The 14,193-nt window shown below is 67.2% G+C and carries 10 protein-coding genes; 3 read left to right on the forward strand and 7 right to left on the reverse strand.

Going from position 1 to position 14,193, the window contains the following annotated elements; genetic code table 11:
* Positions 1-84: 84 nt before the first annotated feature.
* Positions 85-1,353: a hypothetical protein gene (locus tag QNJ30_04180; protein MDJ0942633.1), complete on the reverse strand. Its 1,269-nt coding sequence runs from the start codon at positions 1,351-1,353 to the stop codon at positions 85-87.
* Between the two features lie 64 nt (positions 1,354-1,417).
* On the opposite strand from QNJ30_04180, the gene QNJ30_04185 reads away from it, so the two are divergent.
* Positions 1,418-2,941 (forward strand): phospholipase D-like domain-containing protein, encoded by a 1,524-nt coding sequence (locus QNJ30_04185; protein MDJ0942634.1) that lies wholly within the window; start codon positions 1,418-1,420, stop codon positions 2,939-2,941.
* A 393-nt stretch (positions 2,942-3,334) separates the two neighbouring features.
* Positions 3,335-5,590, forward strand: a complete 2,256-nt coding sequence (locus tag QNJ30_04190) for an adenylate/guanylate cyclase domain-containing protein (protein ID MDJ0942635.1) — start codon at positions 3,335-3,337, stop codon at positions 5,588-5,590.
* An 83-nt stretch (positions 5,591-5,673) separates the two neighbouring features.
* Here the strand turns inward: QNJ30_04190 and QNJ30_04195 are convergent, their stop codons facing one another.
* The 6 genes from QNJ30_04195 to QNJ30_04220 all read right to left on the reverse strand — a co-directional run bounded on the left by QNJ30_04195 (position 5,674) and on the right by QNJ30_04220 (position 13,105).
* The gene (locus QNJ30_04195) at positions 5,674-6,792 is read right to left on the reverse strand and encodes a mandelate racemase/muconate lactonizing enzyme family protein (protein MDJ0942636.1); all 1,119 of its coding nucleotides are present in this window, start codon (positions 6,790-6,792) and stop codon (positions 5,674-5,676) included.
* 124 nt (positions 6,793-6,916) lie between these two features.
* Complete coding sequence (locus tag QNJ30_04200) at positions 6,917-7,438, reverse strand: YHS domain-containing (seleno)protein (protein ID MDJ0942637.1); 522 nt, start codon at positions 7,436-7,438, stop codon at positions 6,917-6,919.
* 64 nt (positions 7,439-7,502) lie between these two features.
* Positions 7,503-8,093, reverse strand: a complete 591-nt coding sequence (locus QNJ30_04205) for an ankyrin repeat domain-containing protein (GenBank protein ID MDJ0942638.1) — start codon at positions 8,091-8,093, stop codon at positions 7,503-7,505.
* A gap of 98 nt (positions 8,094-8,191) precedes the next feature.
* A complete protein-coding gene (locus tag QNJ30_04210; protein ID MDJ0942639.1) occupies positions 8,192-9,748 on the reverse strand; it encodes an FAD-binding protein in 1,557 nt (518 codons plus the stop codon).
* 31 nt (positions 9,749-9,779) lie between these two features.
* A complete protein-coding gene (locus tag QNJ30_04215; protein ID MDJ0942640.1) occupies positions 9,780-10,160 on the reverse strand; it encodes a hypothetical protein in 381 nt (126 codons plus the stop codon).
* Between the two features lie 572 nt (positions 10,161-10,732).
* Positions 10,733-13,105: a PAS domain S-box protein gene (locus QNJ30_04220; protein ID MDJ0942641.1), complete on the reverse strand. Its 2,373-nt coding sequence runs from the start codon at positions 13,103-13,105 to the stop codon at positions 10,733-10,735.
* Between the two features lie 481 nt (positions 13,106-13,586).
* Between QNJ30_04220 and QNJ30_04225 the strand changes: the two genes are divergently transcribed.
* On the forward strand, positions 13,587-14,117 hold the full coding sequence (locus tag QNJ30_04225; GenBank protein MDJ0942642.1) for an N-acetyltransferase: 531 nt from the start codon (positions 13,587-13,589) through the stop codon (positions 14,115-14,117).
* The last annotated feature ends 76 nt before the right edge of the window (positions 14,118-14,193 follow it).

Raw genomic sequence — 14,193 nt, forward strand, 5'->3', positions numbered from 1 at the left:
ACTCCTTCGACGCGGGGTCCTGGCGCCAGGGGCTGGAGGGGTTTCGGGGGTTCTTCCCTCGGGCCGTGCCGCAGGAACCGCTGCTCAGTCCTGGACTTCCCTCAGACCTCTGGCCGTGAAGATGGCAGCCACGCAAGACAGGGCGAAGAACGCCAGGACCACGGCCTCGCCGGCCACTTGGGCGATCACGCCGAACACGCCGCCGATGACGAGCAGAACGCCGACAATGGTGTTTGACAAGGCCGTGTAGGCGGCACGGCTGTTCGGATCGGCCATATCGACGATGTGCGTCGAACGGCCGAGGCGCACGCCCTGATGGGCGACCATCACGAGGAAGAAGAGCACCAGCAGCTCGGGGCTGTCGACCCGGGATCCGGCGAGGAAGCCGAGCGCTGCACTCATGCCCAGAGCCAGCGCGGCCAAGGCCGCGGCCCGCATCAAGACCCTACGGCTCGAGGCGTCGGACAGGCGGCCCCAGATGAAGCTGCTCGAGACTCCGGCGACGGCGGAGGCCACGACGAAGGGCCCGAGCGCGCCAAGCTCCGCGCCGCCGACTTGACCAGCCAGCGTGAGCATGTACGGCGGTGCCAGGGCCGTGGCGATCAGCATGCCGCGGGTGGTGATGAAGCGGACGAGCTGTGGATCCTCGCGGAGCAGCGCGGCCTGGCTCAGGGCGACGCCGAGCGGGTTGCCGCCCCCTTCGCTTGCGCCGGGCGCCTCGGCCAGGCTCGAAAAGACGGCCGCGGCAAGCAGCCAGAGGCCGGCGGCCACACAGAGCACCGCGGCGATGACCGGAACCGATTTCTCGAGAAAGCCCAGGCTCAGCAGGACTCCGAACAGCAGAACCAGCGCCGCGGCCAGCGAGCCGGCGGTGCCCGTGGCGCTGCCGCGCGTGGCCTTGGAAACGGTTTTTCCGAGCACGTCCTTGTAGCTGACCGAGCAGGCGCTGCGCGCGAGGGCGGAAATCGCGACGAGGCCGACGATGGCCCAGCCCGCCGCGGCACCATCGAGCGTGAACGCCACCGCCGCCATGCCAAGCACCGAAAAACCCTGAACCAGGCTACCCGCGGCCCAGACCCATTTACGCTTGACCCGGGCGCGGATCGCGGCGGCGATGAAGAGTTGAGGCAGCAGAGCTCCGGCTTCGCGCAGCGGCACCAGGAGCCCGATCAGATAGGCCGGCGCGCCCAAAGCCGACAACAGCCAAGAAAGCACCAACTTCGGATCAGCGAGGCCGTCTCCGGTCTTGGTGGCGGCCAAGGCTAGGACATGTTTCAGGAAGTTCTCAGGCTGCGCCGCGCAGGCGGATTCGGGAATGTCCTTGCAAACCCGGCCCTCGTCTTCGATGGTCAAGGCCTCGTAGACCGCTGTCTTCAACTCGCTCTGCATCTTTCCTGGACCTGGCCGGGCACCGACCTTGGACTTCCTGCGCGAAGGATCAACCTGCTGGCGGATTGCGAGGGCCGAGCGCGTAGCGGTTCTGATCGATGGCGAAGCTTACTTCGCGGCTCTGCGCGCCGCCATCCTGGACGCGCGGCGATCCGTCTTCATCGTCGGTTGGGACATCGACAGTCGGGTCGACCTTGCCCCTCGACTCGGGAACGAATTGGCGGAGGAACAACGTCTCTTGGGTCCTCTGCTGACCCACGCCGTGTCGCAGCGGCCGGATCTCAACGTGCATGTCCTGCTTTGGGACTACGCCTTGCTCTACGCTCTGGACCGCGAGCCGCTGCCCCGCCTCAAGTTGGATTGGACGACCCCGGACCGGATACGGGTTTGTCTCGACGGCTGCCTGCCTGCAGGCGCCAGCCATCATCAGAAGGTCGTCGTGATCGACGACTCTTTGGCCTTCGTGGGCGGGATCGATCTGACGACCAAGCGATGGGACACGCCGGCGCACTGCCCCGGCGATCCGGCGCGGGTCGATCCGGATGGTCGGGGCTTCGACCCTGTGCACGATGTCCAGGCCATGTTCGACGGCGAGGCGGCGGCGGCGATGGGTGAGTTGGTTCGCGATCGCTGGCGGCTGGCGACCGGCGAGGCGGCGGCGCCACCAGACGCTTCGAGGGATGCCTGGCCCGAAGGCGTGGCCGCCGAGTTTCGAGCTGTCTACCTGGGGGTCGCCCGGACCCGGCCGAAGTCGGACGGCTATGGCGAGGTTCGCGAGGTCGAGGCCCTTTTTCTGAGGGCCATCAGCCTGGCGGAGCGATCGATCTACATCGAGAACCAGTACCTGACTTCGGAGGCCGTCGCCCGGGCGATTTGCGAGCGGATGTCGGAAGTGCCGGATCTGGAAGTGGTGATCGTCGGGCCGCACCGCTCGGCCGGATGGCTGGAGGCGAAGAGCATGGGTGCGGGTCGGGCCGCGTTCCTGCAGACGCTTGAGACCGAGGGCTTCGGCGAGCGGCTGCGGGCCTTGTTCCCGATCGTCCGGCAAGAGGGCCGAGAGATACCGGTCTACGTCCACGCCAAGGTCATGATCGTCGACGACAGCCTGCTGCGAATTGGCTCCGCGAACATCAACAACCGATCGATGGGCCTGGATTCCGAGTGCGATGTCGCCATCGAGGCCATAGACGACACACAACGCAAGGCGATCGCCGGTATTCGCGACCGACTGGTTGCCGAACACCTGGGCGTCGAAGCGCGGCAAGTCGCTGACGAATGGAAGCGGCAAGCTTCCCTTTTGCATATCGTCGACAGGCTCGGTGGTGATGAGCGCAGGCTTCGGCCAATCAGAGACGAGGCCGAATTCGATGACGACGTCTCTCAGGCGCTGCGGGAGATCGCAGATCGGGAGCGGCCGCTGCAGCCTGAGGACTTTGTTGGCGACATGTTCGGTGGTCAGGCGCGGCCCCGGTGGCGTGGCTTAGTGGCGCTGGTGATCTGTCTGGTCGCACTGCTGGCCAGTGTGCTCTTGGCTTGGAGCGTCTCCGGCTAGGGCAAGATGTTGGGAGGTCGAATCGGCCTCCCATCACCATGCTCTCAAGGTTTGAAGTGAAGCGGGATTCGGATCCGAAGCCCGTTCGACTTCAAATCATCCCGCTTGTGCGCTTCCACAGGGCTTCACCAACGCAAAGCCGATGGCCCGGCGCGGGTTCGGATTGGGGCTCCAGCCGGCGGGAGCTGGCCCGCAGCGGAGCGCGAGGGCGCCGATGCGGCCTTGCGGCTCGTGCCTTTCCGGGGCTGCGCGCTCGGCTCCGCGCTTTGCGCCGTCTCGGCCGTGGCCGCCTGACGAAGCGTACGAGTGTGACCAATATCACATCCCAGCCATGCTTGGCGGCGCATAGCTTTGGTGGCCTTCGGCGGCTATTCTTCCCTGGGGAGATGGAGAATGGAACGGCGACTGGCGGCGATCCTCGCCGCCGACATGGTCGGCTATTCCCGACTCATGAACGAGGACGAGGCGGGCACCCTGGCCGCCTATCGTCGGCATCGTCGTGAGCTCTTCAATCCCAAGGTGGCGCAGTACCGGGGCCGGATCATCAAGCTGACCGGCGACGGTGCGCTCATGGAGTTCGTCAGCGTGGTCGACGCCGTGGCCTTCGCGGTCGAGGTGCAGCTCGCCCTGGGCGACCGCAATGCCGGGATTCCCGAGGACAAGCAGTTCCGCTACCGGATCGGGATCCACATCGGCGATGTTATCGTCGAAGAAGAGGACATCTACGGCTCCGGCGTCAACCTGACGGCGCGGCTCGAAGGCCTGGCCGATCCTGGCGGCATCTGCATTTCCCAGACCGTATTCGACCAGGTCAAGGGCAAGCTCGACCTCGGCTTCGAGCCTCTCGGCGAGAAGCAGGTCAAGAACATCGCCGAGCCGGTCAGCGTTTACCGGGTGGTCCTGGACCAGCGGGCGGCCGCGCTGGCCACGCCGGTCGTCCAGCCCAGCGCGCCGCGGCGGCGGCGCAGCCGGCTCGGGGCCGCAGCGGCGGTTCTGGCACTGCTGCTCGCCGCGGCCGGCGGCCTCCTGTGGTGGCAACCCTGGCAGGCCGCGCCGGAAGCGGAAGGCCGGCGCTTCGCCTATCCGCTGCCAGACAGGCCATCGATCGCGGTGCTGCCCTTCATCAACGTCAGCGGCGAGACCGAGCAAGACCACTTCGCCGCCGGCCTGACCGACGATCTGATCACCGAGCTGTCCAAGGTCTCGGGGCTCTTTGTCATCGCCCGGCATTCGGTCTTCGCGATCCAGAACACCGCCGGCAAGATTCAGGACGTGGCGGCGGAGCTGGGCGTGCGCTACGTGCTGGAGGGCTCGCTGCGTCGTGCCGGGCCACGACTCCGGGTCAACGTCAAGCTGATCGACGCGCTCTCGGGCCTGTCGCTCTGGGCCGAGCGCTACGACCGCGACTACGCCGACCTCTTCGCCCTCCAGGACGATCTGATCGAGAAGATCATCGCCGCCCTGGCGATCCAGCTGACCGAAGGCGAGAAGGAAAAGCTGGCCCGGATCCCGACCGACAGCCTGGAGGCCTACGACTACTACCTGCGGGCCGAGCAGGAGGGCTTCTACTACAGCGACGTCGAGACCTACCGCCGGGCCTTGTCCTACTACCAGCGGGCCATCGACCTGGACCCGGACTTCGCCGAGGCCCACGCCGGCATCGCGCGCATTGCGGTCGACGTCTGGCGCAACCATTACACCTTCCTGTGGTCCGGTGCGGTCGCCCGAAAGATCGCCTATGACGCCGCCGGCCAGGCGCTGCGCCTGGACCCGGACAGCGCCCGCGCCCACATCGTGCTCGCCCTGCTGCAGCTGGTCGACGGCCGCCCCGTCGAGGCCCAGGCCTCGGCCCGCAGTGCGGTCGCGATCGAGCCCAACCACGCGGAGATCCTGGGCAACGCCAGCCTGGTCCTGGCCCACGTCGGAGCGCGGGCAGAGGCGCTCGCCGGGCTCGACAAGGCGCTGCGGCTGGAACCCGCGCCGCCGCCCAGCTTCCGGCTGCTGGCGGGCGTGGTCTCCTACATCGCCGAGGACTACGAACGCGCCCTGCCGTTGCTGGAGACAGCGCGTGACGGCCTGCCGATGGCGGAACCGGCGCGCGAGTACTTGGCCGCCGCCCACGCCTACGCCGGGGAAGCGGCGATGGCGAAACAGGAAGTCGCAAGCCTGAAGAAGCTATTTCCGGAGACCAACCTGGAGCACTACCGCAGCCTCTACGGCTACTGGCGCCAGGACGACCTAGACCACCATCTCGAGGGCCTGCGCAAGGCCGGGATCACCACCTGGCCCTTCGGCTTCGAGGGCAGCGAGGCGGATCGCCTCGGCGCCGCCGAACTACGCGAGGTTACCACCGGCCGGACCTGGATCGGTCGGCAGCACAACGGCACCGACTTCCTGCAGTTCTTCGACAAGGCCGGCAACATCGCCTACCGCAGCCCAAACAGTTCCATGACCGGCACGGCACGGATCCGCGGCGACCGGCTGTGCCAGCGTTTCGAGGGCCACTTCCTGGATCGCGAGACCTGCGGCTACGTCTACCGGAACCCATCGCCCGCAAGCGACGAGGCGGAGGATCGCCCGCGGGCCGACTACGCCCACGTGAGCCCGCACGCGCTGGAGTACTTCAACGTCGAGGACTGCTGCCGCTGAGGCGGTCAGGACTGTCCGCTCTCTTTCAACAGTTTAGAGCACGATTCAGACATGAGGTCGATTCGACCTCATGCCATCGTGCTCTAGGGTCTCGCCCTGGCCCCGCCGGTCAAGGCGATCAGGGCCTCCTCGTCGAGGGTCACGCCCAGTCCCGGCGATTGCGGCAAGGTGGCTTCGCCGTCCCTGATCTCGAAGTCGGTCTCGGCGAACGCCGCACCGCGGGCCAGGAAGTCCGGATAGATCTCGGCGGTCAGCAGGTTGGGCAGGAGGGCGGCGGCGTGGAGCATGGCGGCCATGGCGACCGTCGTGCTGTTGTAGTTGTGCGGCGAGACCGCGACGGAGAAGGCCTCGGCCATGGCCGCGATCTCGAGCAGCTCGAGGATGCCGCCGCAGCCGGCAATGTCGGGGTTGAGGACGTCGGCGGCGCGCTTCTCCAGCATCTCCCGGAACCTAAACTTGCCGCCGTGGCGCTCGCCGGAGACGATCCGCAGGCTCGCCCGGGCGCGGATGTCGGCCAGCGTCTCGAGGTCGTCCGAGGAGACCGGCTCCTCGAACCAGAAAGGATCGTAAGGCTCGAAGCGCCGCGCCGCCTGGAGGGCGATGTGCGGATCGTCGAGGGCATTGAGATCGACCATCACCGCGATCTCCTGTCCGAGAGCCTGCCTGACCGCCTGAAGGCAGGCCTCGGCCCGATCCAGGCCGGCGAATTGCAGGGGATAGACCTTCACCGCCCTGTAGCCCGCCTCGACCATCTGCCGGGCGCGCCCGACGACGAAGTCGATCGAGGTCGCGTGCTCGCTCCAGGTGTTGGCGTAGAGCGGGATCCGGTCCCTCAGGGCGCCGCCGAGCAGCCGGTGGACCGGCGCGCCGAGGTGCTTGCCGGCGAGGTCCCAGAGCGCGAGCTCGAGGGCGCTCACGGCGCAGTAGAAGTCGATGCCGGCCCGCTTGTCGGCGAAACGGAGCAGCGCGTCGGAGCGGAAGCAACGAGGGCTCGGCGCCTCTCGGCCGAGGAGGGTCTCCGCCAGGGCGAGGATCATTTCCTCGACGGCGCGCTCGCGGCCGGCCAGAGCGTAGGCCTCGCCCCAGGCCTCGAGCCCCGCATCCGTTTCGAGCTTGACGAAGAGGAAGGACTTGACCCGGGCCGCCCCGTCGGGGCTGTCGGTCGGGCCGAGCAGATAGGTCTTGATGGCGGCGATCTTCAAGGGCCCGGCCGCCCCGAGGCCGCCCGTCTGGCCCGCTGCCGGCCGCGATCTGCCTGGCGGGCGACCAAGCGCCGTTGGACGGGCTTGATCGCCGCCAGGCAGAGTCCCGAGCTCGGCCGCGGTCCTATTGCCAAGCCTGGGTTTGCTTCTCGGACATGAGGGTGCGCCGGACCTCGGGCCAGTACTTCTGGGAGCTGGTCACCTTGGACGGGTTCTCCTCCAGGCCGCCGGCGGCGCCGGGGTCGTAGCTCAGGTAGAGCTTGCCGCCGATGATCCGCCAGGCCTCGGGGTCGATATTGGTGGTGATGGTCCCGAAGGACACGCCGTCGGCGCAGTAGCCACCGTACTGCGGCGCGTACTTCACCGGCTCGGCGGCGAAGAGGTCGCGGTGCTCGGCGCTGGCGAAGTGCCAGGTCGCGCCCAGCCAGCGGTGGGCGTGCGTCGGCGAGCCCTTGATCGCCCGCTGCTCGGTGAAGTAGGCCACGGCATCGTAGCCCTTGATGGCGACGTCGCCGAAATAGCCGGTGTTGATGAAGGCATCGCGCTTGGCGTCGCCGGCGGTTCCCGGCTGGCCGAAGGCGGTCAGGGCCGCGAAGGCGGCCAGGGCCGCCAGACCCGCCTTCCTGGTGGTCGTCGTTCTCGTCATCTTTCGATCTCCCGTTGCCGGCGCCGCTTCGGGGCGGTCCGCCGGCCGTCAGTGCCTTGTAAGGCTATTGCCGCTTGCTGCATTCCTGGTGCAGCCAGTCGCCGACCAGATCGGCTGGCTGGCAGGTCGCCCCGGCCTTCATCAGCAGCTCGGCTGCGTCCCAGTACTCCCGCCAGCCGGCCTGGGTCAGAGGCGTATAGCCGTTCCTCTCCTTGGCCTCGATCTCCGCGCCCGCGTCGAGGAGCAGGGCGACCACCTCGGCGTGGCCCTCCTCGGCCGCGGCGTGCAGCGGCGACATCCGGTAGAAGTTCTTCGAATCGTTCACGAGGGCGCCGCGCGCGATCAGAAGCCGCACGACCGCCGCGTGGCCGCCGTAGGACGCGGCGTGCAAGGCGGTCAGGCCGCCCTTGTTGGCGGCGTTGACGTTCGCGCCGGCGTCCAGCAGCAGACGCACGACCTCTTTCTTGCCCGCGAGGGCCGCGATCAGGAGCGGCGGCTCGCCGCTGGCATCGGCTTCTTCCAGTTCGGCGCCCGCGTCGACGGCCCGCTTGGCCGCCTCCGCATCGCCGTTCCGGGCCGCCTCGTGCAGAGGACCGGCCTGGGCGGTCGCGATGGCGAAAAGCACTGCGACCATCATGGTGCACAGGTGCCGCATTTCTTTAACTCCCCCTTATTCAGCCCTAGTCGCGATGGCGAAGAATCTCAAGTGAAATTTTTCACACCTGAAACCAGGCTTCTCCAAAGCAGGTCGCACTAGGTCGCCAGTCCCATTCGGGTCAGGAAATCGTTGGCGAAGACCTTCCGCACCTCGGCGTTCTCCAGCAGGGCCTCGCGGGCGCCGATCCACTGGTCGACCGCGGCATCGCCGTAGCGTTGACGGACCCGGGCCGGGTTGAGATGCGTGTTGAACTTGCCCCAGTGCATCGTGAAGGGGATCCCGGCCGCATCCAGCTTCTCCCAGACCTTCTCGAGGTAGCCGCGCACGCTCGGCAGGTTAAGACCGTCGATCTCGAAGACCGCGGTGGGATCGAAGCGGGTGAAGCCGAGCAGCGCATCGGTGCCCTTGACGAAGCGGTGAGAGACGATCACCGGCAGCACGTCGTCCCCGTCCTTGTAGACCTTGAAGGCGATCTCCTGGGCCTCGACGGCGCGGTCCGCCGGCATGCCCATGGCGCAGGCCAGGGTCTTGCCGAGGACCTTCTCGCCGCGGAAGAGGTCGCGGATGATGCCCTTCTTGACGTAGGGCGCGAACTCGTCGTCCACCTGGGCGTTCAGGATCGGCACCACGAGCTTGTTCAGCGGCGAAGGGATGATGTCGATCAGCGCACCCATGACGTCGAGGCCCGAGGCGCCCATCCCCGACTCGCCGCCGTCCCAGACCGGCGGATTGTAGGCCTCGGTCCAGGGCTCCTCGTACATCACCAGGACGATGGCCTCGTCGGGCGGCGTGCCTTCATTGGGATTGTAGAAGACCTCGAAGTGGTAGGGCGTGCCGGTCGGCACGCCGGCGGCCTCCGGTGGCAGCGGCAGCAGCGTCGGGTCGGCGTTGGTCAGCGCCGTCTTCAGCGTGTCGTCGTAGGGCGCGCGATAGCGCACGGCGTTGAGGATAAAGAGCTCCCGCGCCTCGATCATTAGGCCGTGAATCACGCCGAAGGAGCCGAAGCTGATCAGGGCCGCGTTGAACAGGGTGTCGTCTTGGATGAAGTCGGCCTCGATCTGCCGGGCGAAGTCCGCCTTCATCACCGGCTTCGACTGCCGCTCCAGGTAGACGTGCTTGTTGGGCCCGACCACCAAGTGTAGGCCGACGACCATCTCGGCCAGGGCGCCGAAGCGGTATGCGCCGCCGTGGGTGTTCGTCGAGAGTGCGCCGGCGATGGTCTGGCCGTTGTTGGAGCCGGAGGCCGGGAGCGACAGGCGGTCGGCGAAGAGCAGGTTGTTCAGCACCGAGATCGAGTTGCCGCATTGGATGAAGCGCAGCTTCGCGGCGTCGCCGCCGTAGGCCGGATCGGTCTGGTTTGGCGAGAAGGTGAAGGCCAGGCGCAGGGCCGTGGTGTCGATCAGGCGGCCGTCGGTGACCGCCACCGGGCTGAGCGACCAGAGGCTGCCGCGGGCGCGCAGGGTCTTCCCCTCGTCGACGCAGTCCTTGATGATCGCCTGCAGCTCCTCGGTCGCCGCCTTGTAGGTGTCCAGCATGGACTGGCCGCCCTGGTCGAGGCGAAAGGCGTATTCGCCGTCGAGGTCCTGCTCGAAGGACTGGTGCCGGCCGGTTTCCTTCGGCCGCTGCCTGAAGAAGCGTCGTTCGTTCGGCATGGGTCTCGTCCTTTCCTTTGCGGGGCAAGCGCTACTGCGTGGTCGTGGACTCGGGGAAGGCGCCGCTGCGTGGCGGTGGCGCCTTGCAGCGGAAGCGGAGGTCCAGCGGGGACCAGATCCCGAGGCTCAGGACGCTCGCCAGGTCGTAGGCGTAGTTGCGTTCGACGAAGACGTCGTTGATTCCGTTGCCCTGACATTCGGCGGCCAGGACCTGCGGATCCATGATGTTGCCCCAGAAGTAGGCATGCATGGTGCGGGAGACATAGGGCGCCTCCTGCCCCTCCAGCTGAATCGGGTCGGAGTCCGGGACCGTGATCTGGTACTGCGCACAGGATGCCAGGCCCAGCAGGCCCGCCAGCAGGACGGCGCGCGGGCAGAGGCGTCTACGGACGGCGGTGGTGTCGTCATGCATCTTCGCTCTCCGGGTCTGGGCGCGCCGGAGGATCCGGTGGCGCGCTGCGGTTTCGCTTCGCTCGAAAGACCTCGTTCCGGCGTGGTCGCCCGATTCGGAAAGGCTACCACCCGGCACCGGAGTCGTCTTCCGGGCGCCGCCATGGACAGCCAGGGCGGCAATCTGCCCTGCGCGCCGCGATCTGGATGTGGCATTTGCAACACCGATTGCCGAAATCGGCTAGGCGAAGGGCTCGGGCGCCGGCGCGTCGGCCTTTGGGACCAGCTCGCATGCCGCCCGAGCGGCCTCAATCGGGCGCAGGTCTTCCGATCTGCTTCACAAGGATGGTCCAGCCTGCCTGATACCAAGGGGCGACCCATTTGATGGCGCGCGGCGGCCCGCCGCGCGCCACCGCAGGCCGGGTTTGCTTGAACGCCCGCTGCGTTGCGCTCCGCCTACGGTACCCCGCACCGCTGCGTGAAGCGCGCCTGACGGGCGGGCAAGCAAACCCGGTCAAATGAGTCACTATCTACGCCCCTTGGTATGAGTCAGGCTCGGCGCAGGTTTTTCTCGGAGCTCGCGGGCGCCGGCCCTCAACCGGCGGCCTTTTGGCCGCCGTCGATCACCTGGAGCGCTCTCGACGACTGAATTGTGCGGGTTTCCGGGAAGCGAATCCGGACCGTGGTGCCGTCGCCGACTTCGCTTTCCAGCCAGAAGCTGCCGCCGTGCAGCTCGACCAGCGCCTTGGTCAAGGGCAGGCCGAGACCCGTGCCGTCGAAGCGCCGGCTGTGCTGCCCCTCGATCTGCTCGAAGCGGGCCAGGGCCTTGGGGATGTCGTCGGCGGCAATGCCGATGCCGCTGTCGGTGACCTGGAGGAAATAGGCACCGTCGCGGTCGAGCCAGGCCGAAACCTCGATCCGCCCGCCCGGCGGCGTGAACTTGACCGCGTTTGACAGCAGGTTGGTCAGGATCTGCTTCACCATGCGCGGGTCGGCATAGAGCAGCGGCAGCGGCGGTTCGGACAGCTTGCTGGTCATCTCCAGCTCGCCGCTCAGCGCGCGCGGTGCCATCAGCCGCAGGCAGCTGGCGACGGTGGAGTGCAGGTCGATCTCGGTCTCGTTGAGCCGGGCGTTGCCGGCCTCGATCTTGGACAAGTCCAGGATATCGTTGATCAGGTTCAGCAGATGCTGGCCGGAGCCGTGGATGTCCTTGACGTAGTCCTCGGCCTGGGCCGGATCGTCGGGCCGCAGCCGTTCGTCCAGCAGGATCTCGGCAAAGCCGATGATCGCGCTCAGGGGCGTGCGCAGCTCGTGGCTCATGTTGGCCAGGAACTCGGACTTGGCGCGGTTGGCGATTTCGGCCTGCTCCTTGGCGAGCAGAAGCGCGGCCTCTCGGTCCTTCAGCTCCCGGGTCCGTTCTTCGACCCTGATCTCCAGGTCGTCGCGAGCCCGGCGGACGGCTTCCTCCGCCTGCTTGCGTTCGGTGATGTCCTGGACCACGCCGCTTTGCTCGACGGCCCGGCCGTTGGCGTCCCGGATTGCCCGGCCGATCTCGAGGACATGGCGGATCTCGCGGTCCGGTCGCACGATGCGGTAGTCGATCTCGAAGTCGCAGCCTTCACTGTCGAAGCGGGCAAAGGCCTCGGCGACGCGTTCGCGGTCGCCGGGGTGGATCACCCGCTCCAGCTGATCATCCATCAGGGCGTGGATCTCATCGGGCTCGACGCCGTGAATTCGCGCGTACTCCGAGGAGCAGGAGATCAGCCTGTCCTCGGTGATCGACCAGTGCCAGTTGCCGATCTTGGCCAGGGCCTGAGCCTCGGCCAGGGCGGCCTGGCTGTCCTTCAGCTCGCGCTGGGCCTCGATCTGACGGGTGATGTCGCGGCCGCTGCCGCGATAGCCGCGAAAGCGTCCCTGCTCGTCGAAGATCGCCTTGCCGTTGATCGAAAGGTGCACGACGCTGCCGTCGGGGAGCCGTCGCGGATGCTGGAAGTCCCGGAAGTCGCGGTGGGCGGCCAAGTCGGCGAGATGCCGGTCCCAGGCCTCGGGGTCTACGCCGGGGATGCCGGTCTCCTCGCGGGTCTTGCCCAGCAGTTTCTCCTCCGGCACGCCGGTCACTTCGGTAAAGCGGTCCGAGAAGTGCGAGAAGCGGAGGTTCTCGTCCATCTCCCAGAACCAGTCCGAGCTGGCGTTGGCGAAGTCCTCGAAGCGCTGTTCGATTTGCCGCGCGTCGCTGCGCCGCACCTCGGCCAGGCGCTCCAGCAGGATGTTGAGGCTGCCGACCAGCTCTCCGATCTCGTCGTCCCGGCCGAGGTCCAGCTTGTGGTCTTCGGGATGCTCCGGGTCCTCGTGCGCCGTCCGCATCCTTTCGCGGATCTCCAGCAGCGGCGCGACGACCAGGCGCCGATGGGCCAGCACGGTGACCACCGAGACGAAGCCGGAGATGATCAACACCAGGCCGCCGATGCGCAGGACGAAGGCATGAAGCTCCTCCGAGACCCCGCGCGCGTCCAGGTGCAGGACCGCGGTGTAGGGCAGACCCTCGGCGCCCTGAGGCAGGAGAATCTCGTAGCGCACGCCGTGGATCCGCGATCCCCTTTCTGTCTGCTCCAGGTTCAGGTCCGGCGGGGCGAGAGAGGGCGGATCGCCGAAGCTGAGGAGGCGCCCGCCGTCCGCGGCATAGAGCGTGGCGCCTAGGATCTTGGCATCGCCGAGGACTTCGGCCCTGTTCTCGAAGAGCTCCTTCAGGGAATGGTGGTCGTGTCCCTGGAGGCTGAAGGCCAGGGCCCGCACGCCCTCTGCCGCGAGTCGCTCGTAAAGCTGGCCGTGCAACCGCAGGTACGAAGGCACCAGGATCGCCGCCTCGATGGCGAAGATGCTGAAGCAGACGATCACCGTGATCCTGAGGCAGAGGCGGCAACCCGAAACGAGGCGCAGCCTGCTCTGGAGCTGTTCTTTGAACCGCATGCCGGCTATGGCTTCTGTCTCACCTGGGGTGCCGGAGGATGAAAGAATTCCTCAAATAAGCCACCCGTTCTGGATGGAGGGACTTAGGCTATATTATGCCAATTTATATAAACTTAATGGCCAAAACTTCCTATATCTACTTTTTTACTTGATTTTGCTGCGAAATCGGCGCTGCGCAATCCCTCGGCGGCAAGGCCATTGGCAGCCGGGACCAGCCTGTGCTATCGGAAGCAAGCCGAGTTGATAACGGGCGAGGGCGCCTTCCCATGGGCGAAGTCAGCCGTTTGCGACGACGACGAGGATCCTGCGCCTTGGGCGCTTAGGACCCGTCCGTTCGTCTGCTGCCTCGCGCTCGGCTTCGATTCAAGACGACCAGCGTCAGATCATCAGGGACGACGGCCCGGGCCGTCGAAGTTCCCTTTCCGAATCCAAGCCGCGCGGCCTCGGGGGTCGCGGCAGGCTTCCGAAGCGAGATGACGCGATGCAGATCCAGATCCTTCCGGAACGGCGAGAAGACCAGCGGCTGATCGAACCTTTGCTCGATTTGACCTTCGGTGCAGAGCGGCACCGGCGGACCACCTACCGGCTGCGCGAAGGCGTCGAGCCCCTGGCCGAGCTTTGTCTGATCGCCCTCGATTCCGACAAGGCCTTGCTCGCTTCGCTGCGCTTTTGGCCGATCCTGGTGGCCTCGAAAGCGGCGATCCTGCTGGGACCCCTGGCGGTCGACCCGCGGCTGCAGGGCCGGGGCATCGGCCGCCGGCTGCTGCGCCACGCCCTGGCCGAGGCCCGGCGGCTCGATCATCGCGTGTGCATCGTCGTGGGCGATCCGGCCTACTATGCCCCTTTCGGCTTCCGATCCGCGGTGGCGGCCGGGCTGGTGATGCCGGGGCCGGTCGAGCCGGCACGCTTCCAGGTTCTGGAGCTGACGCCGGGCGCCCTCGAGGGGCGGCGGGGCGCCGTGGAAGCCCTGTCCGCGACGCCGGGGAGGTCGCAGGCCGGGGACGCCGCCTGACCACGGCCTTAGAGCGGGATGATTTGAAGTCGAACGGGCTTCAAATCATCCCGCTCTGTTTCGAAGGTCCGGAGCA

Source organism: Kiloniellales bacterium (genome assembly GCA_030066685.1).
Lineage (GTDB): Bacteria > Pseudomonadota > Alphaproteobacteria > Kiloniellales > JAKSBE01 > JAKSBE01.